The organism is Pseudomonas sputi (genome assembly GCF_021603585.1).
In the GTDB taxonomy this organism is placed as follows: Bacteria; Pseudomonadota; Gammaproteobacteria; order Pseudomonadales; family Pseudomonadaceae; genus Aquipseudomonas; species Aquipseudomonas sputi.
This window is the reverse complement of record NZ_BQHI01000012.1, coordinates 16,040-36,121: the sequence shown is the minus strand read 5'-3', so window position 1 is coordinate 36,121 and position 20,082 is coordinate 16,040. Positions and strand designations below refer to the sequence as shown.

The window sequence follows — 20,082 nt, the reverse complement described above, 5'->3', positions numbered from 1 at the left end:
CATTAATCCTTCCGCTTAAGGAGCTCGCCACGGGCCGCTTTCTGGGTTTCCGTGAGGATGCCACGCAAAATATTCATTTCCGCCCGGCTGACCGAGCTGCGTCCGTACAACCGGCGCAGGCGCGCCATCAAGTGCCGCGGCTTTTCCGGATCGAGGAATTCGATGGCTACCAGGGTCTGTTCCAGGTGTTCATAGAACCGCTCCAGTTCATCCATGGTCGCCAGTTCGGCGCTTTTCACCGAGGCCACTTCTTCTTTCTCGATCTTGCTCGGCTGGCCTTGCGCAGCCAGCCAGGCCATGCGCACTTCATAACTCAACACCTGCACCGCCGCCCCAAGGTTCAGCGAGCTGAACTCAGGATCGGAGGGGATGTGCACGTGATAGTGACATCGCTGCAACTCGTCATTGGTCAGGCCGGAGTCTTCACGACCGAACACCAGTGCGATTTCCGCGCCCTGCGCTGCCTCCTCGACCACTTTGGTTCCGCATTCGCGCGGATCCAGCAATGGCCAGGGAATCCGCCGGTCACGGGCACTGGTGCCGAGCACAAGGTTGCAACCGACCAGGGCGTCTTCCAAGGTGGCGACGACTTGCGCGTTTTCAAGGATGTCACCGGCACCCGAAGCGCGGGCATCGGCTTCGTGATGCGGAAAGACGCGTGGATCAACCAGCACCAGACGCGACAGGCCCATGTTTTTCATGGCGCGCGCGGTCCCGCCGACGTTTCCCGGATGGCTGGTATTGACCAGGACGACACGAATATTTTGCAGCACGGCGGGCGCTCTCGGACTCGGCAAAGGGGTGCAAATCTTACAGAACAGCCTACCGTTAAGCTATGAAAGCGAACAGCGACCTTCACCTGAAGAAAGTTTCTGATAGAATGCGCGGCTTTCTTTAACAACCTTAGGTGACACATCCATGCAGCCCATGCTGAATATCGCGCTGCGCGCCGCCCGCAGCGCCAGTGAACTGATCTTCCGCTCCATCGAGCGCCTGGATACCATCAAGGTCGACGAAAAAGACGCCAAGGATTACGTATCCGAGGTCGATCGCGCCGCCGAACAGAAAATCATCGACGCCCTGCGCAAGGCTTATCCGAATCACTCGATCATGGGTGAAGAGACCGGCCTGCACGCCGGCACCGGCATCGAAGGCGAAGAATACCTGTGGATCATCGATCCACTGGACGGCACCACCAACTTCCTGCGCGGCATTCCTCACTTCGCCGTCAGCATTGCCTGCAAATACCGTGGCCGCCTGGAACACGCCGTTGTTCTGGATCCGGTTCGCCAGGAAGAATTCACCGCCAGCCGTGGTCGCGGCGCTCAACTGAACGGTCGCCGCCTGCGTGTCAGCGGTCGCACCAGCCTGGACGGCGCCCTGCTGGGTACCGGCTTCCCGTTCCGCGATGACCAGATGGACAACCTCGATAACTACCTGGGCATGTTCCGCGCCCTGGTGGGCCAGACTGCCGGCATCCGCCGCGCCGGCTCGGCGAGCCTGGACCTGGCTTACGTGGCCGCCGGCCGTTTCGACGCGTTCTGGGAGTCGGGTCTGTCCGAGTGGGACATGGCCGCTGGCGCCCTGCTGATTCAGGAAGCGGGCGGCCTGGTGAGCGACTTCACCGGCGGCCACGACTTCCTTGAAAAAGGCCACGTCGTTGCCGGCAACACCAAATGCTTCAAGGCAGTCCTGACGGCGATCCAGCCGCACCTGCCAGCCTCGCTGAAGCGCTAAGCGTTTCGCGAAACCAAAAAAAACACCCTTCGGGGTGTTTTTTTATGGGCATGAAAAAGCACCCCGAAGGGTGCCTCTCTTATAGCCATCAACTATTCACTGACCCGGCTCGTTCTGCGACAGGATCAGCTTGCCTTCCTTGTCGACCGGGATCTGATTGCCTGGATCACGATCCATCCGCACCTTGCCCTCCTTGCCATCCAGTGAATACCGGACGTCATAGCCCACGACCTTGTCGCTGATGTCATTCACCGTGTTACAGCGAGTCTGAGTCGTGGTGTAGGTATCACGCTCCTGCATACCCTCCTGAACCTTGTTACCGGCGTAACCACCACCGACCGCACCGGCCACCGTGGCAATCTTCTTGCCGGTGCCGCCGCCGATCTGGTTACCCAGCAAACCACCCGCCAATGCACCGACCACCGTACCGGCGATCTGGTGTTGATCTTTCACCGGCGCCTGCCGGGTCACCGTCACATCCTTGCATACTTCACGTGGAGTCTTGATCTGTGTCTTGACCGGCTCGACGGCTAGTACCTGCGCATACTCAGGGCCGCTTTTTACCAGGCTGTAGGTGGCAACAGCACCCCCGGCAGTCACACCGACAGCACCCAATACCGCACCAACCAGCATTGACTTGTTCACATGAACCTCCTGACCGTCACATGCGGGACGCGCCCGCGCTTCTCCCAGCCTTGGAGCAAAAAAAAAGACGCGAGTTCAACTCGCGTCTTTTTTGTCTGACCGCTGGAAAAGCGCCGTTATGGACGGTCGTCGACTTCCTTCTCGGTGTTGGCCGGCGGAATCAGATCTTCAGTAGTCAGGTTCAGCCAGATCAGCACCACGTTCGCGATGTAGATCGACGAGTAGGTACCCGCCAGAACACCGATAAACAGGGCGATGGAGAAGCCGAACAGGTTATCGCCACCGAAGAACAGCAGCGCCGCGATCGCCAGCAGGGTGGAGACCGACGTCGCCATGGTCCGCAGCAAAGTCTGAGTCGTCGAGATGTTGATGTTCTCGATCAGCGAAGCCTTGCGCAGGACACGGAAGTTCTCACGCACCCGGTCAAATACGACGATCGTGTCGTTGAGCGAGTAACCGATGATCGCCAGCACCGCTGCCAACACCGTCAGGTCGAAAGTGACCTGGAAAAACGACAGGATACCGATGGTCACGATCACGTCGTGGATCAGCGACACGATGGCACCGACCGCAAACTTCCACTGAAAACGGAAAGCCAGGTAGATCAGAATGCCGCCGAGCGCCAGCAACATGCCGAGGCCGCCCTGGTCACGCAGCTCCTCACCGACCTGCGGACCGACGAACTCGACACGCTTGACGGTAGCGGGGTTATCGCCGCCGACCTTTTGCAGCGCTTCTGCAACCTGATGGCCCAATTGCGGGTCTTCACCCGGCATACGCACCAGCAGATCGGTGGTCGCGCCGAAGCTCTGAACGACGGCTTCGTGATAACCGGAAGAAACCAGTTGTTCACGTACCTTGGTGACATCGGCCGGACGCTCGTAGGTCAGCTCGATGAGCGTACCGCCGGTAAAGTCCAGACCCCAGTTCATGCCCTTGTGGAACACGCTGAAGATTGCCAGCAAGGTCAGGAATACGGTGACGCCGAACGCAAAGTTGCGAACGCCCATGAAGTTGATTGTACGTAACATGGCAGCCCCTTAAATCCACAACTTCTTGAAGTCACGTCCGCCAAAGATCAGGTTGACCATTGCGCGGGTCACCATAATGGCCGTGAACATCGAGGTAAAGATCCCGAGGGACATGGTCACTGCAAAGCCCTTCACCGGGCCGGTGCCCATGGCGAAGAGGATGCCGCCGACCAGCAAGGTGGTCAGGTTGGCGTCGAGAATCGCGGTGAATGCCCGGCCGAAGCCTTCGTTGATTGCACGTTGCACGGTCATGCCGGCGGCGATCTCTTCACGAATCCGCGAGAAAATCAGTACGTTGGCGTCGACCGCCATACCCATGGTCAACACAATACCGGCGATACCCGGCAGCGTCAGCGTGGCACCCAGCAGCGACATCAGCGCCAGCAGCAGCACCATGTTCACTGCCAGAGCCACGGTGGCGATCAGGCCGAAGAAACGGTAGATGGCGATGATGAACAGCGAGACGAACAGCATGCCCCACAGCGATGCATCGATACCCTTGGTGATGTTGTCCGCACCCAGGCTCGGGCCGATGGTGCGTTCTTCAGCGAAGTACATCGGCGCAGCCAGACCACCGGCACGCAGCAGCAGCGCCAGTTCGGACGACTCGCCCTGGCCGTTCAGGCCGGTGATACGGAACTGCGCACCCAGCGGCGACTGAATGGTCGCCAGGCTGATGATTTTCTTCTCTTCCTTGAACGTCTGCACCGGAACGTCTTTCTCGACGCCGTCGACCACTTGCTTGACGTAAGTAGTGACCGGGCGCTGTTCGATGAAGATCACCGCCATGCTGCGACCGACGTTACTGCGGGTCGCGCGGTTCATCAGATCGCCACCGTGACCATCCAGTCGGATGTTCACTTCAGGTGTACCGTGCTGCGAATCAAAACCGGCCTTGGCGTCAGTCACCTGGTCACCGGTGATGATCAAGCCACGCTCGATCTGCGCCGGAGGACGGTTGCCTTCACGGAACTCGAAAGTTTCGGAAGTGGCTTTCGAAGCACCCGGCTCGGCGGCCAGACGGAACTCCAGGTTAGCCGTCTTGCCGAGGATACGCTTGGCTTCGGCAGTGTCCTGCACGCCCGGCAGCTCAACCACGATACGGTTGGCACCCTGACGCTGGACGATCGGTTCGGCAACACCCAGCTCGTTGACGCGGTTACGTACCGTGGTCAGGTTCTGCTTGATGGAGTATTCACGGATTTCCGCCAGCTTGGCCGGGGTCATCGCCAGACGCAGCACCGGTTGACCGTTGAGGTCGGCCGGAACAATGTCGAAATCGTTGAAATTCTTGCGGATCAGCGCACGGGCCTGTTCACGGGAGTCAGCATCGCTGAAGCCCAGTTGAATGGCACCATTGAGTTGCGGCAGGCTGCGATAGCGCAGTTTCTCTTTGCGCAACAGGCTCTTGACGTCGCCTTCGTAGACTTTCAGGCGGGCGTCGAGGGCTTTGTCCATATCCACTTCCAGCAGGAAGTGCACACCACCGGACAAGTCGAGACCCAGCTTCATCGGGTGCGCAGCCAGGTTGCGCAACCATTGCGGGGTGGTTTGTGCCAGGTTCAGCGCGACGACGTAGTCATCACCCAATGCCTTGCGGACAACATCCTTGGCCGGCAGCTGGTCTTCAGCCTTGGTCAAACGGATCAGACCGCCCTTGCCGTTCGCAGCCAGGCTCGAGGCCTTGACGTTGATCCCGGATTCCTTGAGCGCGGTGCTTACGCGATCCAGATCGGCCTGATTGACCTGCAGGGCCGTGCTGGCGCCACTGATCTGAATGGCCGGGTCATCGGGGTATAGATTCGGAGCGGAATAAATCAGACCGATCGCCAGCACCGCCAGGATCAGAATGTATTTCCACAGAGGATATTTGTTCAGCATCACGCCGCCCGTTATGAACGCGGGGCGCCTTGCGCGCCCCGTCGATTGAGTAGAAGTTGGAACCTTAGATCGCTTTCAGCGTGCCTTTTGGCAGCGTGGCGGCGATGGCGCCCTTCTGGAATTTCATTTCCACGGTGTCGGAAACTTCCAGAACCACGAAGTCATCGGCCACTTTGGTGATCTTGCCGGCGATGCCGCCGGTGGTGACCACTTCGTCGCCCTTCTGCAGGCTGCTCAGCAGGTTCTTCTGCTCTTTGGCACGCTTGGCCTGTGGACGCCAGATCATCAGATAGAAGATGACCAGGAAGCCGACCAGGAAAATCCACTCGAAGCCGCCGCCCATAGGTGCTGCAGCCGGTGCAGCCGCGTCAGCCATGGCGTTAGAGATAAAAAAGCTCATTTAGCACTCCAGTTGCAAATGTTGAATCTTGGGGTCAGAAAACTCAGTCCAAAGGCGGAACGGGAAGCCCGCGTTTGGCGTAGAAGGCATCGACAAAGGCGGCCAATGTACCCTGTTGAATAGCCTCGCGCAAACCAGCCATCAGCACCTGATAATGGCGCAAATTGTGGATGGTATTGAGCATGCTGCCGAGCATTTCGCCGCACTTGTCCAGATGATGCAGATAAGCGCGGGAGAAGTTCTGGCAGGTATAGCAATCGCAGGTCGGATCCAGCGGCGAATCATCATGGCGATGGAACGCGTTACGGATCTTCAGCACGCCTGTATCAATGAACAGATGCCCGTTGCGGGCATTACGGGTTGGCATCACGCAATCGAACATGTCCACACCGCGGCGCACACCCTCAACCAGATCTTCCGGTTTGCCAACGCCCATAAGGTAACGAGGTTTGTCAGCCGGCATCATGCCCGGCAGGTAGTCCAGCACCTTGATCATTTCGTGCTTGGGCTCGCCCACCGACAGACCGCCGATGGCCAGGCCGTCGAAACCGATCTTGTCCAGGCCTTCCAGCGAGCGCATGCGCAGGTCCTGGTGCATGCCGCCCTGAACGATGCCGAACAATGCCGCGGTGTTGTCGCCATGGGCATTCTTCGAACGCTGGGCCCAGCGCAGCGACAGCTCCATGGACACACGGGCAACGTCTTCGTCAGCCGGGTACGGCGTGCATTCGTCGAAGATCATCACGATGTCCGAACCCAGGTCGCGCTGGACCTGCATCGATTCTTCCGGGCCCATGAACACTTTCGAACCGTCGACCGGGGAGGCGAAGGTCACGCCCTCCTCCTTGATCTTGCGCATGGCGCCGAGGCTGAACACCTGGAAACCGCCGGAGTCGGTCAGGATCGGGCCTTTCCACTGCATGAAATCGTGCAGGTCGCCGTGCTCCTTGATCACTTCGGTGCCCGGGCGCAGCCACAGGTGGAAGGTGTTGCCCAGAATGATCTCCGCGCCGGTGGCGACGATGTCACGCGGCAACATGCCCTTGACCGTGCCGTAGGTGCCCACCGGCATGAAGGCTGGCGTCTCGACGGTGCCACGAAGAAAGGTCAGACGACCACGACGAGCCTTGCCATCGGTGGCAAGCAACTCGAAAGACATACGACAGGTGCGACTCATACTGTTTCCTCTGGGCCGCGCGGCGCGGGATTACGGGTGATGAACATCGCATCACCGTAGCTGAAAAAGCGGTATCCGTTATCGACCGCGGCTTTGTAGGCGGCCATGGTTTCCGGATAACCGGCGAACGCCGAGACCAGCATCAACAGCGTGGACTCGGGCAAATGGAAATTGGTGACCAGCGCGTCGACCACGTGGAACGGCCGGCCCGGGTAGATAAAGATGTCGGTGTCGCCGCTGAACGGCTTGAGCACGCCATCGCGGGCGGCGCTTTCCAGCGAACGCACGCTGGTGGTGCCGACCGCGATGACTCGACCACCACGCTCACGGCAAGCGGCGACGGCGTCGACCACGTCCTGACCGACCTCCAGCCATTCAGTGTGCATGTGGTGATCTTCGATCTTCTCCACGCGCACTGGCTGGAACGTGCCGGCGCCGACGTGCAGCGTGACGAACGCCGTCTCGACGCCCTTGGCGGCGATCGCTTCCATCAGCGTCTGATCGAAATGCAGCCCGGCGGTCGGCGCCGCCACCGCGCCGAGTTTCTCGGCATACACGGTCTGATAGCGCTCGCGATCCGAACCTTCGTCCGGGCGATCTATATAAGGAGGCAACGGCATATGCCCGACACGATCGAGCAGCGGCAGCACTTCTTCGGCAAACCCCAGTTCGAACAGCGCATCGTGACGCGCCAGCATCTCGGCTTCACCGCCGCCGTCGATCAGGATCTTCGAACCCGGTTTCGGCGACTTGCTGGAACGCACATGGGCCAGCACGCGGTGGGTATCGAGCACGCGTTCGATGAGGATTTCCAGCTTGCCGCCGGACTCCTTCTGCCCGAACAGGCGCGCCGGAATCACCCGGGTATTGTTGAACACCATCAGATCGCCCGGGCGCAAATGCTCAAGCAAATCAGTGAATTGACGGTGTGCCAGGGCGCCGCTGACCCCATCCAGGGTCAACAGGCGACTACCGCGACGCTCGGCCAAGGGATGGCGGGCAATCAGCGAATCAGGAAGCTCGAAGGTAAAGTCAGCAACGCGCATGATGGGGTTCGTCTAGCAGGGCCGGAAAGTCTAGCGGAAATATCGAAAATTGACCATGAAACGTGATTGACCAACGGTAGGCACCTCTCTATACTTCGCCGCCATTGAGCCCTGATGGCGGAATTGGTAGACGCGGCGGATTCAAAATCCGTTTTCGAAAGGAGTGGGAGTTCGAGTCTCCCTCGGGGCACCAAAATTAGAAAAGGTCTTGCTTAGCAAGGCCTTTTTTTTCGTCTGCCGGAAAGTGCCGCGGGCCCTACGGCGAGATCCCACACAGGTTCACCGCATGGAAACGTCACTGGAAACCGTCGCCCTGTTCTCTCTCAAACTCGCCTACGAGGAAGAAGGCCTGAGCCCGATTCTGCGCGATGACATGGTCATGGGCGACTATCAGAAAGACGTGTTCGAATTGCTGGTGCGCCGGGGTGATGTCGAGACGATCCAGTTCAAGATGAACGAGTGCCTGGCGCTGGCGATGGATGCCTTGGGTGGCGTCGAGAAACCGTTGGGGCGGGAACTGCACAAGTTGTCGACCGACTTCCGCCAGGCGCAATCGTTGGAGCAACTGGATCAGCCGCTCCTCGCGCTCAAGGGTTATTTGAAGGACATTCTTTAAGCTACGCAGATGAAGAAAGTGGCGCAAAGCTTCTATTTTGATATCTTGCCGCCCACTCGCCAGAGGCCTGTCAACCGCCTCTGTTATCGCGCACTCGGGAATAAACCAAAATGGATGCTGTGTTGTGCTTGCTGGTAATGGCTGGGACCTGGCTATGGGTGGTGAGGCAACGGGGTGAGTGGAACCTGTTGCTGGCCAACCTTGCCGGCGCCGGAAGTGGCGTGGTTACCGGCATTGTGTTCACGCTGATTTACGACGCCGTCATTGGTACGTCGATGGCGACACCCAACCTGAATCGCAGTCTGGTGGTGTTCATCACCAGCGCGGGCGTTCTGGCGGGGGTATGGCTGTGGATTGCCAATCGTCGCCAACCCGAACATCCGGTTGCACGTCAGTTGCTCGGCGCGGTGTGTGGCCTGGTCGCTGGCATGGCGACCCTGATGTTTCTGGCGGTGATTTTTTTCCCCCACTCGTGACTGGACGGCGTGGCTGTTTTGCAGTCAGCGCCGAGCCTTCAGCACCCGAATATCCGTCGCAAACCCATCCGCACCGACAATTTTCTTCCAGCCCACATACTGAAACTCGCCCCGCTCATCGATGTAATCGCCCTTCTCCACCGACCTGCCGCCGACGATCGCCACGCGCTTTTCCTCACCACACCCGCCATCCGACGGCCGCACGGTGTAGATCACATACGGCTTCACATATTGCGTGGCGCGAAAGTATTGGCCGCAGACTTCATCGACGGTAATCAGCATGGTTTTCAGGCGCGCTTCACCGTCCATGTCTTCGTGGAGTTTGAGGAACGAGATTTCGCCGACATCGCTGTAGCCGAGTGAACGGGCGCGTTGGTATTCGGGGGAGTTCTGGTGGGCGATCCGGCCTTGCTCGGCGGCCTGGTTCATTCTGTCGGCGAACTCGGCTTTGCCACGGGCGATCATCGCATCGGCCTCGGCCGCCACGTTTTCGCATTGAGCGAACTCCCCGGAGGCGAGGTATTGGGGAGGCAGGTTTGGGCGGTGCTCATTCATGCTCCCCTGGCTGTTCTCCAGATCGCCCATCACCTCAAAGGCGCCGGGCACGCGCCCGCTTTGGACGTCGGCGATTTTTTCCTGCATGCGCTGACAATTGGCGAGGTAATACTTCCAGCTGTTTTCCGGATGCTCTTTCCACGCGGCGAATGCCGGGGTCATGGCGCTGGCGAAAGTGATTGCACATAGCAGACGCAAAACAGGGGCGACTTTTGACATGAGTAGTCCATTACAGGAATCAGGAAAGTGGCGCGAAGCTACTATTTTGCTATCTTGCCGTCCACTGTCGCCCAGCGTATCGAAGGCATGCAGCGCGACTGATTCAAAAGGATGAATTCGATGGATGGTGTGTTTGCTTTAATGGCGTGGGCCGGCATGTGGGTGTGGGTCGTCCGGCATCGCGGCGCGTGGAATCTACTCCTCGCCAATGTGCTGGGCGCAGCCAGCGGCATGGTGGTGGGCGTGGTGATCAGCGAGCTTTGTATTGGCCTGTTCGGATCAAGCCGACCGCCGATTTACGGCGTCATGGGCACATTGCTGGAAATAATGACAATGGTGGCCGCGCTGGTAGGTGTCTGGATGCTGGTGGCCCGTCGCTCGCAGGCTGAACACCCCTTCATGCGTCAACTTCAGGCCGCCGTTTGCGGCATGGTGGCGTGCATAACGTCGATCATATTTTTTGCAATCATCGATCCACCCAAGATCGGTATGTAAATGTCTTCGTGGCGTCAGACTTCCATTTTGGTATCTTGCCGCCCATCGTCAGAACTCATTCTGCGCGACGCACTGTTTTCAGGTTTTTGCAGGTTTAAGGAAAGGATCGAATGGAGTTTCTGCGTTTTCTGGCATTTGTCGCGGCCTGGGGTTTGATGTGGCGCTGGGTGGTGAAAAACCGCGGTAGCTGGAATCTGTTTTACGCCAACCTGGTCGGTGTAGCAGGCGGTTTCATTGTTTCGATGGTGGTGTTGGCGATCACCTTTTCACTGTTCCCGTCGGCGCATCGCTACGAAGCCGCGCAGACTGAAAACGTCGTGGCACAGCAGCAAGCCGAGCCGACCTCGTTGCTGCCGGAAGCCGAGGCGCTTGCCAGCCCCGCCGTGCTGAAAGACGCGCCGGCGTTTGCCGCGATCGAGCCGGACAACAAGCCCTCTCCAGCGGATTCCGCATTGCTGCCGAACTACGCCAGTCGCGCACCGAAGACGCTGTCGGTGCAAACCGTGATCGATCAGAGTGACGATCAGGGGCGCAAGGCCCTGACGGCGCTGAGCAAAAAACTGCGCGCCGACGCCCAAGGCGACAAATCGATGCTCGCGTATGTCATGTGCAGCCCGTTCGTGACCAGCACCTTGCGCTTCCCCGCATCTGCCCGGTTTGCCGACAGTAAAAGCCTCACGCCGCAGCGCTTCAAGGATCAGGTTTACTCCTTCAGCAACACCGTCACCGCGCGAAACATGAATGGCGACGATGTGACGTACCGCTTCGACTGCTCCGTACAGGAACAGCCACGTGTCGACGCGACGCCGGCCGAATGGCGCCTGCTCGCGCTGAAGCTGGAAAAAACCGGCACTTAAGCCTGGTTTAAGGGTTCGAGGCGCTGGCTGCGCTATCATCGCCGGCCTGTGCGCCTTGAGCTTTTCCCCCGATGCCTCCGACACCTGATGACCTGAGCCCGTTACCTGCCGTTCTGGCCGGGCCACTGCTGCGCCGACTGGAACCGACGCGCGTAGTGTTTTGGCTGGTCGGCAGCCGCGAGCTGTCGTTGACCTTGCGCCTGCAAGGCGTAGGAAACATTCCTCTCGATAGCGGGAAATGCACGGTCATTCCGGTAGGTACCCGGGCGTTTGTTCACCTGATCGATGTCCCCCTCGAAACCGCCCTGCCCTGTGACACTCGCATCGACTACGACCTGTTGATCGATGGCCAGCAGCCCATCGCCGACTGGGCGCCACACCTGCTCTACGACGACGCCACCTGCCCGAACTTCGTCCTGCGTTCGCGCATCGACCAGTTGCTCCACGGTTCCTGCCGCAAGCCTCATCATCCGGCTGCCGACGGTCTGCTCTGCGTTGATCGGTTGCTGGCCGCCGAAACCGATCCGCAGCAACGCCCTGCCCTGTTGATGATGAGCGGTGATCAGGTTTACGCCGACGATGTGGCCGGTCCGATGTTGCGGGCGATTCATGCCTTGATCGAGTGCCTCGGTCTGTTGGGTGAGCACCTCGAAGGTGCGGTGGTCAGCGACAGCGCGAAACTCTACGAGCACCCGGCCAGCTACTATCACCGTGCCGATCTGCTGCCGGCGCTTGAGAGCAACGAGACATTGCGCGACCGTTTCTTCGGTGGTGCGCGCAAGCCAATTTTCACCAGCAGCAGCGCTGACAATCACCTCGTGACGTTCGCCGAAGTCATGGCCATGTATTTGCTGGTGTGGTCGCCAACGCCCTGGGCACTGGTCAATCCGCAGCCGCCAGCGCTGACGCCAGAACGCCTCAAGCGCTACGCCCTCGAACAGACCCGCATCGACGGGTTCAAGGCCGGCCTCGGCCAGGTGGCGCGGGCATTGGCGCACTTGCCGAGCCTGATGATTTTCGATGACCACGACATCACCGACGACTGGAACCTGTCCGCGCAATGGGAGGAAACGGCCTACGGCCACCCGTTCTCCAAACGCATCATCGGCAACGCACTGATCGCCTACATGTTGTGTCAGGGCTGGGGCAACAATCCGGATGCATTCAGCGCGGTGCTGGAGAAAACCCGCGGCCTGAGCGCCAGCGGTGACGACCGCTATCTCGACGCGCCCGTGCAGGACGGATTGATTGAGGAACTGCTGCACTTTCAGCAGTGGCATTTCGTATTGCCGACTCGCCCGGCGCTGGTGGTGCTCGACACCCGCACCCGACGCTGGCGCAGCGAAATGGCGCTCAAGCAACCGTCGGGTTTGCTGGACTGGGAAGCCCTGAGCGAACTGCAACAGGAACTGCTCGACCATCCTTCGGCAATCATCGTCTCGCCGGCACCGATCTTCGGCGTGAAGCTGATCGAAACCGTGCAGCGAGTATTCAGTTGGTGCGGTTATCCACTGCTGGTGGACGCCGAAAACTGGATGGCCCATCGCGGCGCCGCCCAGGTGATCCTGAACATTTTCCGACACTCGCGTACACCGGGCAGTTATGTGGTGCTGTCAGGCGACGTGCATTATTCCTTCGTCTACGAAGTCCTGATCCGACACCGCAAGGCCGGCCCGCGCATCTGGCAGATCACCAGCAGCGGCATCAAAAACGAATTCCCGCCGACCCTGCTGGAGTGGTTCGACCGTCTCAACCGCTGGCTCTACTCACCGCGCTCGCCGCTCAACTGGCTGACCAAACGCCGCCGCATGCGCATCGTGCCGTACGTGCCCGAGCACGCCGAAGCGGGCGAACGGTTGTGGAATTCGGCGGGAATCGGTCAGGTGTTTTTCAATCAACAGGGACAGCCGAACGACATCATCCAGCACAACTCGAATGGCGCACCGAAGACCCGGATGCTGGCGCCGGATTTGTCGGATTATCCTGATTAAGCAAAAAATGGCTGCCGAAAAAACGGCAGCCATTTCAGGCGCAAGCGGGAAAATCAGCTCTCGCCCAGCGCTCGCGCCACCCCTCTGACAATCATCCCCACCTCCCGCTCATCAATCGTCAGCGGCGGCAGCAGCCGGATCGTCTTGCCGCGCGTGACGTTGATCAGCAGTCCATGATCACGCGCGGCAATCAATGTCAGGTCGCGGATCGGCTGTTTGAGCTCGATGCCGATCATCAGCCCTTGCCCACGAATCGCCAACACATTCGGATTGTCCGCCAGCTCTGCGCGCAAGCGGCTCAGTAGGCGCTCGCCCTGGACCCTGGCATTTTCCAGCAGGCCTTGTTCCTCAATGATCTCGAGCACGGTGCACCCCACCCGACACGCCAGTGGATTGCCGCCGAAGGTGCTGCCGTGGCTACCGGGGGTGAACAGATCCGCCGCCCGGCCCCGTGCCAGGCAGGCGCCGATTGGCACGCCGTTGCCCAGGCCCTTGGCGAGGGTCATGACGTCGGGAACGATGCCTTCGTGCTGGAATGCAAACCAGCGACCGGTGCGGCCGATGCCGGTCTGGATTTCGTCGAGCATCAGCAGCCAGGCGTGGCGATTGCACAATTCGCGCAGGGCTTTGAGGTAGCCGGGCGGTGCCAGTTGCACGCCGCTTTCGCCCTGGATCGGCTCGACCAGAATCGCCACGATCCGCTGGCCATGCTTGCGCTGCACTTGCTCCAGCGCCTGAAGATCGCCGAACGGAACCTTGACGAAATCCCCGGGCAACTCATTGAAACCCAGGCGCACCGCCGGGCCATCGCTGGCGGACAAGGTGCCGAGGGTACGACCATGAAATGCGTTGGCCATCACCACCACCAGCGGCTGTTCGATGCCTTTGCGCCAGCCGTATAGGCGCGCCAGTTTCAGCGCTGTTTCGTTGGCCTCGGCACCGGAGTTGTTGAAGAACGCCCGCTCCATCCCCGACAGCCGCGTCAGCTTCTGCGCCAGCGACCGTTGCCAGTCGATGCTGTAGAGATTGGAGGTGTGCAGCAGCAAGCCCGCCTGCTCGCTGATTGCCGACACGATGCGCGGGTGCGAGTGGCCGACATTGGTCACCGCCACGCCCGCCACCGCGTCCAGATACTCGCGGCCCGCCTGATCCCAGAGTCGGGTGCCCAGGCCTTTGGTGAAGCTCAAGTCCAGCGGTTGATAGGTGTTCATCAGGGCGGCGGTCATGTCGGCAAACTCCAGCGAGGTGAGAGGTGCTGGCAGTATGGTTATCCACCTGAACTGGATAAACTCGGCAAAACTTCAATCATTTAAAAGCCGGGCTTGATAATGGATCTGTTCCAGTCGATGAGCGTGTACGTCAAGGTTGTGGAGTCCGGCAGCATGACGGCGGCCGCGCTGCAGTGCGAAATGTCCACGACCATGGTGGGCAATCACCTGCGGGCGCTGGAGCAACGGCTCGGCGTGCAACTGGTGCAACGCACCACCCGCCGCCAGCGGCTGACCGAGTTCGGCAGCGTTTACTACCAGCGCTGCCTGGAAGTGCTCGGTCTGGTCGCCGACTCCGAACGCCTCGCCGAGCAGACGCTGGATGAACCGCGCGGCATCCTGCGGGTTACCGCGCCGCTGACCTTTGGCGTCGAACGCCTGGCCCCGGCGCTCAGTGAGTTTTCCCTGCAATGTCCGCAGGTCAAACTCGACGTGATCCTGACCAACCGCCGTCCGGATCTGCTGGAAAGCGGTCTCGACGTGGCCTTCCGGTTGGGCCACTTCGACCAGTCCAACCTGATCGCGCGCCCCCTGATCGACTACACCCTGACCGTCTGCGCCTCCCCGGAATACGTGGCCCGACGCGGCATGCCGCTCACGCCTGAAGACCTGCGCCAGCACGACTGCCTGTCCTTCGCCTACCCCGCCGGCGATGACTGGCAATCGGTGGAAAAGCAGTGGCGCCTCAGCGGCCCGGACGGCGAAATCATGGTCGACGTCAAAGGCCCAATGTTGATCAACAGCTCCGCCGGCCTGCATCAGGCCGCGCGCACCGGCATGGGCATCGTGATGCTGCCGGACGCGCTGGTGGAACAGGACCTGCGCGACGGCCGACTGGTCGTCGTGATGCCGGACTACCAGCCACCGAACCGCCCGATGCATCTGCTCTACGCGCCAGATCGCTATCGGCTGCCGAAACTGCGCCGCTTCGTCGAGTTCGCCATGCAGATGTGGGGCAGACCGTAAGCAACGCAACCACTGTTGGACATACACCAGGGACGGAATCAACGAATGAACAAAGACATCTCAATACGCGACCTCCTGCCCACGGAAGTGGAGACGGCAAGGCAGTTCCTGAAACGACACGGCTGGGGCCATCGCACCGGCACCGCCGAACATTTCGCACAGCTTGTTCAGAACTCTCAGCGCACCGCTGTGGCATTGAGCAGCCAGCAGATTGTGGGTTTCGCCCGTGGCATTACCGATGGCTTGTCCAACGGTTACCTGTCGATGGTCGTGGTCGACGGGCAACATCGGCGCGCGGGCATCGGGCGGGCGCTGGTCGAGCATGTGATGGGCGATAACCGCGACATTACCTGGGTCCTGCGTGCCGGGCGCGAAGGTGCGGAAGCGTTTTTCGCCAGCCTGGGGTTTGAAACGTCGATGATTGCGATGGAGCGTTTGCGGCTGAAATAGCCTGCGTGATCGACGCTTAAACGCTGATCGTTCATTGCGTTTGTTTAATTACTCAACAACTTGAATGCCATTTCCGAGATATCCGTAGGAACCGTCTCGACCTGCATTTTCGGCATTCGCACACTCATCGAGCCTGAATACAATCCGCCGACTTCTGAAAGCGCGGACGCATTCAAGGCCCCTCATGACCTTCAGCTCACCCAAGTTCTTCCTGATCTACCTGCCCATTGTCTTTTTTGTGTACTTCTTCCTGAATCGTCAGCGGCTGGTCACGGCTGGAAAAGTCTGGCTTGTCATTGCCAGTCTGGTTTTCTATGGGCGCTGGAGCGTCGCTTACATTCCCTTGCTCATGTTCTCCATCTGCTTCAACTTCATTGTCGGAAAAACCCTCGCAGCGCCCGACAACAATCTGCCGTCAGGCCTGTCGAAAAGGGCCATTCTGGGGATTGGAATAGCCACTGACCTGGCCTTGCTCGGATATTTCAAATACACCAACTTCCTGGTCGACAACATCAACTCGGCGCTCGGCACCGATTTGTTTTTCTATCAGGTCATTTTGCCTCTAGGCATCAGCTTCTACACCTTTACGCAAATCGCCTTTCTGGTGGACTGCTACAAAAATCTTGCGAAGGAGTACAGCTTCGTCAACTACGCGCTGTTCGTAACGTTCTTCCCTCACCTGATCGCGGGGCCAATTCTTCACCATAAAGAAATGATGAGTCAGTTCCAGTCACGCTGGACGCTCGTCATTCGTCACAGAAACGTGGTCATGGGCCTGTTCATTTTCAGTATCGGCCTGTTCAAGAAAGTCATGATCGCCGATACCTTTGCCATTTGGGCGGATGCCGGGTTCGTTCAGGGTGTCAGTCATGATTTTTTCAGCGCGTGGACGACCAGCCTTTCCTATACCTTCCAGCTCTATTTCGACTTCAGCGGCTACTGCGACATGGCAATAGGCACCGCATTGCTGTTCAACATATGGCTGCCGCTGAACTTCAACTCACCTTACAAGGCACTGGACATCCAGGACTTCTGGCGGCGCTGGCACATGACGTTGAGCCGTTATCTTCGCGACTACCTATATGTACCACTGGGCGGTAACCGGTGCGGCCGGCAACGTTTGTATTTCAATCTAATGGTGACTTTCGTTCTCGGCGGGCTCTGGCACGGTGCGAGCTGGATGTTCATCATCTGGGGAGCATTGCATGGCGGCGCCATTGTCATGCACCGGATCTGGAAACAAGGTGGCCTGTCGCTACCCGCCCCTGTCGCATGGTTTGTCACGTTCATGTTCGTGAACATCACGTGGGTGTTCTTCAGAGCCGATTCCGTTGGCGATGCACTGCGCCTATTGCGCGCAATGGTTGATTTCGATTCGATCCATCAGCTCTCCGTAAACGCCGTCCCGACTGCCAACCTTGCCTGGGGTGGGACGCTTTCCGATCGTTTGCTCGAAACCCTTCCTACAGGCCTGACGGCCAACCTTGCACCGACATTGATGATTGCCGTCGCGCTGTTGATCATCCGCCGTAAAAACGCTTTCGAACTCACCGTTCACACTGATTTTGGAAAGGCGAAGACCCTCGCCATGTCCACGCTGTTTTGTCTTTCGCTGTACGCCGGCGTGCAAAGCAAAAGCCCCGTTTTCCTCTACTTCAACTTCTAGGGGCTCGCCTGTGAAAAAACATTTATATGCGGCACTCACCCTGACTGCATTGATCATGTGCACTGTTCCGACCATCAATCTGTACCAGGTGTTTACGACACAGAGCGAGGTGAAGTGGTGGAAGGTCAAGGTGCTGTACAACATGGATCTGTTTCATGCGTTCATCAGCAAACTGATCTATCCCATGGGGATATCGATTCATCCGGGCAAGGTCATCATCGGAAAGGAAGGCTGGCTGTTTCTCGGCGATGAATATGCCGACAAGATTTCTGTAAAACGCGCAGGTGTTGACCAGAAAGAAACGCAAATCATCGAAAGAGTCGCCCGATCCGTGGAGTCCTGGGATCAGTGGCTAAGCAGCAAAGGCGTAACTGCCTTTCGCATTGTCATAGGCCCGGACAAAGACTCCGTATATCCGGAATACCTTCCGGAATGGTCGTCACACACAAGCCCCAGACCAACCGACGTGCTACTGCGCCACGCCCGGGGCAATATTTATGTCGACCCCACAAAGGCGGTGGTACAGGCCAAACTACAGTTCGCTCATCCGCTCTACTACCAGACCGACACGCACTGGAACAACGCCGGAGCCTGGATTGCCTTCGATGAGTTACGCAAGAGCCTGGATAAAACCCAGGCTCGGTTGACCTGGCCACGGGCCCGGGAACCCCTGACCCTGACCACTCACAAGCGCGCTGGCGGCGACCTCGCGCACTTTCTACGGATCCAGGAGTCGCTGAGCGACAATGAAGTCCTGCTCAACTTCCGCGACGAGTACTCGCTGCCGGTCGAACACCATGACTTCAACTCCGGTGAAATGACCTTCTCGGGTCAGAACATCGGTATCGCATCCCCGGCGTCGCCCCTTCTGGTCAGTTCCCCGCAAGCCTTGAACTCGAAAAAAGTGCTTTGGCTACGTGATTCGTTTGGCACAGCCATGACTCCCTTGATGACCGCGACCTTCACCGAGACGCTGCACGTGTATTACTTGCCGCTCAAACCCGACGCATTTGTCGCCCTCGTTGAACGATTTCGACCGGACTATGTGTTCATCACCAGTGTCGAGCGTGATATTCGCGGTGATTTTTTCCGATCGGACCCTCCCATCGCCAACGTTGATACAGCAGTGACCAACTAGCCAAACAGGCAGATACGTTTGCCTTGAGTTCGGGGGTTTACCTGATTTTTCTGCTGCTGGTTTATTTCGGCATCAAGGCGTTCTCTCCCCGCCGTGAGAGCCGTGCCTCGATGCTGATAACCCCCCCGGCGTTTTTGGCGTGGTCGCTGTACTCCCTGAACCTGTCGATCAACCCGGCCTTGTTTTTCAGCATCTGGCTCGGCGCGCTGTTGCTGGGCGGTCTCTCGGCCTGGCTGGTGTTCTCCCGGCGGGGCGTGGTGCTCGACGACTCTGCGACAGGGCTGATCATGCCGGGCACGGTAAAAATCCTGATCATGTACCTGATGTTCTTTTCTGCGAACTACTACTTCAATTATCAGCATGACGTGCATCCGGAGCGTTCCGCGTCCCCGGACCTGCTGTTGCTCAAGTCGATTATTTCGGGGTTCCTGGGCGGCCTGATCAGCACCCGCTCGTTGAAGCTCTACTGGACACTGCGTGCTCTGGCGTCCCGGCGACTACCGGAGAACGCTGTCGTCAATGAATGAGCCAAGGCACGCGCGGTGCCAGATTGCTCAACACAAATCATCCGGATAAATAATCGGCACCGCCGGCCCCTTGCTCCGTGACAACGCCGCCGCGCTCCCCTAAATTAGTCGGCCTGAAAAAGCCCCCAGCGCTTTCTCGTCTCATCTCAAGTTAAAAAAGTAGTGAAATTTCAATGTCCGATTTCAACACCGCTGAATCCGTAGTCACTCTGTCGTCCAAAGCGGAATACGAAAACTCCATCAATCTTTCACAACACCTCCCACAGGCGAAGATCATCAGCGAGATGGTGCTGGACGCATTCCAGTCGAGCCGCGAGAGCGATCAGATCCGCGAACTGCGCGCCGCGATCCGTCAGGCCCACGACCGCTTCGATGATGACCAGGCCTACGAGCTGATGGGTGAACTCAAGCGTTTGAAGGACGCCGAAGCCGCCGACATTGCCGCCCTCGAAGACCTCAGCAGCAAATTCCCGATCAGCCGCATCCTGTCCAGCTTCAAGGACGATCCGGCGTTCCAGGAAATCGTTTACGGCCTGGCCCTCAAGGTGCTGAACCAGACCCATCAGGCGATCAGCAACCCGAGCGGCGGCAAGAGCAAGGCCGCACGCGCCAAGAAAGACGTCGAAGTGTTCAGCATCAGCAAGGACGGCATCAGCGTGACCCTGCCCATGCGCACACCGCGTTCGCGCCTGAGCGTGGATCGCGAGGCGCTGGAATTCCTCGGCTTCACCTTCGTCGGCGAAGGCGATGAGGCGGAAATCGAAGGCGAAACCTTCCTCGACAACGCCGGCACCGAGCACGCGATCAACCGCAAGAACATCATCACCGCGCTGCAACAGCAGACCGCGTTCGACGGTTACAGCATCGCCGCCCAGTAATACCGGCGCTGACGAAAAAGCCCCGCACTGACATTCAGGCGGGGCTTTTTGCTGGACGCAGAT

At 59.0% G+C, this 20,082-nt stretch carries 21 protein-coding genes and 1 tRNA gene; 13 read left to right on the top strand and 9 right to left on the bottom strand.

Annotation, left to right across the window (positions count from 1 at the left end; genetic code table 11):
* Nucleotides 1-2: 2 nt before the first annotated feature.
* Complete coding sequence (trmJ, locus tag L6D81_RS17530) at nucleotides 3-773, bottom strand: tRNA (cytosine(32)/uridine(32)-2'-O)-methyltransferase TrmJ (protein WP_236181227.1); 771 nt, start codon at nucleotides 771-773, stop codon at nucleotides 3-5.
* Between the two features lie 145 nt (nucleotides 774-918).
* Between trmJ and suhB the strand changes: the two genes are divergently transcribed.
* Complete coding sequence (gene suhB, locus L6D81_RS17525; protein ID WP_007941397.1) at nucleotides 919-1,737, top strand: type III secretion system regulator SuhB; 819 nt, start codon at nucleotides 919-921, stop codon at nucleotides 1,735-1,737.
* A gap of 96 nt (nucleotides 1,738-1,833) precedes the next feature.
* On the opposite strand, the gene L6D81_RS17520 is transcribed toward suhB, so the two are convergent.
* The 6 genes from L6D81_RS17520 to queA form a co-directional block, all read right to left on the bottom strand.
* The gene (locus L6D81_RS17520) at nucleotides 1,834-2,382 is read right to left on the bottom strand and encodes a glycine zipper 2TM domain-containing protein (protein ID WP_039765699.1); all 549 of its coding nucleotides are present in this window, start codon (nucleotides 2,380-2,382) and stop codon (nucleotides 1,834-1,836) included.
* A gap of 116 nt (nucleotides 2,383-2,498) precedes the next feature.
* Nucleotides 2,499-3,413 (bottom strand): protein translocase subunit SecF, encoded by a 915-nt coding sequence (gene secF / locus L6D81_RS17515; RefSeq protein WP_236181226.1) that lies wholly within the window; start codon nucleotides 3,411-3,413, stop codon nucleotides 2,499-2,501.
* A 9-nt stretch (nucleotides 3,414-3,422) separates the two neighbouring features.
* Nucleotides 3,423-5,294 carry a protein translocase subunit SecD gene (secD, locus tag L6D81_RS17510; protein WP_236181225.1) on the bottom strand — a complete coding sequence of 624 codons (1,872 nt, stop codon included), beginning with the start codon at nucleotides 5,292-5,294 and terminating at the stop codon, nucleotides 3,423-3,425.
* A 64-nt stretch (nucleotides 5,295-5,358) separates the two neighbouring features.
* Nucleotides 5,359-5,694, bottom strand: coding sequence for a preprotein translocase subunit YajC (gene yajC, locus L6D81_RS17505; protein ID WP_007956696.1), 336 nt, complete (start codon nucleotides 5,692-5,694; stop codon nucleotides 5,359-5,361).
* A 43-nt stretch (nucleotides 5,695-5,737) separates the two neighbouring features.
* Nucleotides 5,738-6,853, bottom strand: coding sequence for a tRNA guanosine(34) transglycosylase Tgt (gene tgt / locus L6D81_RS17500; protein ID WP_236181310.1), 1,116 nt, complete (start codon nucleotides 6,851-6,853; stop codon nucleotides 5,738-5,740).
* 14 nt (nucleotides 6,854-6,867) lie between these two features.
* A complete protein-coding gene (gene queA, locus L6D81_RS17495; RefSeq protein WP_134020471.1) occupies nucleotides 6,868-7,917 on the bottom strand; it encodes a tRNA preQ1(34) S-adenosylmethionine ribosyltransferase-isomerase QueA in 1,050 nt (349 codons plus the stop codon).
* Between the two features lie 108 nt (nucleotides 7,918-8,025).
* On the opposite strand from queA, the gene L6D81_RS17490 reads away from it, so the two are divergent.
* The 3 genes from L6D81_RS17490 (at nucleotide 8,026) to L6D81_RS17480 (ending at nucleotide 9,009) form a co-directional block, all read left to right on the top strand.
* Nucleotides 8,026-8,110: transfer RNA gene (locus L6D81_RS17490), tRNA-Leu, on the top strand.
* A 93-nt stretch (nucleotides 8,111-8,203) separates the two neighbouring features.
* Nucleotides 8,204-8,533 (top strand): hypothetical protein, encoded by a 330-nt coding sequence (locus L6D81_RS17485; protein ID WP_039765674.1) that lies wholly within the window; start codon nucleotides 8,204-8,206, stop codon nucleotides 8,531-8,533.
* A 110-nt stretch (nucleotides 8,534-8,643) separates the two neighbouring features.
* Nucleotides 8,644-9,009, top strand: coding sequence for a hypothetical protein (locus L6D81_RS17480; protein ID WP_236181224.1), 366 nt, complete (start codon nucleotides 8,644-8,646; stop codon nucleotides 9,007-9,009).
* 24 nt (nucleotides 9,010-9,033) lie between these two features.
* On the opposite strand, the gene L6D81_RS17475 is transcribed toward L6D81_RS17480, so the two are convergent.
* Nucleotides 9,034-9,783: a hypothetical protein gene (locus tag L6D81_RS17475; RefSeq protein WP_236181223.1), complete on the bottom strand. Its 750-nt coding sequence runs from the start codon at nucleotides 9,781-9,783 to the stop codon at nucleotides 9,034-9,036.
* Nucleotides 9,784-9,903: 120 nt separating this feature from the next.
* Here L6D81_RS17475 and L6D81_RS17470 point away from each other — a divergent pair, with 120 nt between their 5' ends.
* The 3 genes from L6D81_RS17470 (at nucleotide 9,904) to L6D81_RS17460 (ending at nucleotide 13,126) form a co-directional block, all read left to right on the top strand.
* On the top strand, nucleotides 9,904-10,278 hold the full coding sequence (locus L6D81_RS17470; RefSeq protein WP_236181222.1) for a hypothetical protein: 375 nt from the start codon (nucleotides 9,904-9,906) through the stop codon (nucleotides 10,276-10,278).
* A gap of 110 nt (nucleotides 10,279-10,388) precedes the next feature.
* On the top strand, nucleotides 10,389-11,135 hold the full coding sequence (locus L6D81_RS17465; RefSeq protein ID WP_236181221.1) for a hypothetical protein: 747 nt from the start codon (nucleotides 10,389-10,391) through the stop codon (nucleotides 11,133-11,135).
* A gap of 71 nt (nucleotides 11,136-11,206) precedes the next feature.
* Nucleotides 11,207-13,126 carry an alkaline phosphatase D family protein gene (locus L6D81_RS17460; RefSeq protein ID WP_236181220.1) on the top strand — a complete coding sequence of 640 codons (1,920 nt, stop codon included), beginning with the start codon at nucleotides 11,207-11,209 and terminating at the stop codon, nucleotides 13,124-13,126.
* Nucleotides 13,127-13,179: 53 nt separating this feature from the next.
* Here L6D81_RS17460 and L6D81_RS17455 read toward each other — a convergent pair whose 3' ends face one another.
* Nucleotides 13,180-14,352: an aspartate aminotransferase family protein gene (locus L6D81_RS17455; RefSeq protein WP_236181219.1), complete on the bottom strand. Its 1,173-nt coding sequence runs from the start codon at nucleotides 14,350-14,352 to the stop codon at nucleotides 13,180-13,182.
* Nucleotides 14,353-14,454: 102 nt separating this feature from the next.
* Between L6D81_RS17455 and L6D81_RS17450 the strand changes: the two genes are divergently transcribed.
* The 6 genes from L6D81_RS17450 to L6D81_RS17425 all read left to right on the top strand — a co-directional run bounded on the left by L6D81_RS17450 (nucleotide 14,455) and on the right by L6D81_RS17425 (nucleotide 20,019).
* Nucleotides 14,455-15,360: a LysR family transcriptional regulator gene (locus L6D81_RS17450; protein ID WP_236181218.1), complete on the top strand. Its 906-nt coding sequence runs from the start codon at nucleotides 14,455-14,457 to the stop codon at nucleotides 15,358-15,360.
* A gap of 45 nt (nucleotides 15,361-15,405) precedes the next feature.
* A complete protein-coding gene (locus L6D81_RS17445) occupies nucleotides 15,406-15,810 on the top strand; it encodes a GNAT family N-acetyltransferase (RefSeq protein WP_236181217.1) in 405 nt (134 codons plus the stop codon).
* 184 nt (nucleotides 15,811-15,994) lie between these two features.
* The gene (locus L6D81_RS17440; protein WP_236181216.1) at nucleotides 15,995-17,476 is read left to right on the top strand and encodes an MBOAT family O-acyltransferase; all 1,482 of its coding nucleotides are present in this window, start codon (nucleotides 15,995-15,997) and stop codon (nucleotides 17,474-17,476) included.
* Between the two features lie 10 nt (nucleotides 17,477-17,486).
* Nucleotides 17,487-18,614, top strand: a complete 1,128-nt coding sequence (locus tag L6D81_RS17435; RefSeq protein ID WP_236181215.1) for an alginate O-acetyltransferase AlgX-related protein — start codon at nucleotides 17,487-17,489, stop codon at nucleotides 18,612-18,614.
* A gap of 23 nt (nucleotides 18,615-18,637) precedes the next feature.
* Entirely contained in the window at nucleotides 18,638-19,141 is a 504-nt protein-coding gene (locus tag L6D81_RS17430) for a hypothetical protein (RefSeq protein WP_236181214.1), read from the top strand.
* Between the two features lie 173 nt (nucleotides 19,142-19,314).
* The gene (locus L6D81_RS17425; RefSeq protein WP_236181213.1) at nucleotides 19,315-20,019 is read left to right on the top strand and encodes a hypothetical protein; all 705 of its coding nucleotides are present in this window, start codon (nucleotides 19,315-19,317) and stop codon (nucleotides 20,017-20,019) included.
* Nucleotides 20,020-20,082: the final 63 nt, after the last annotated feature.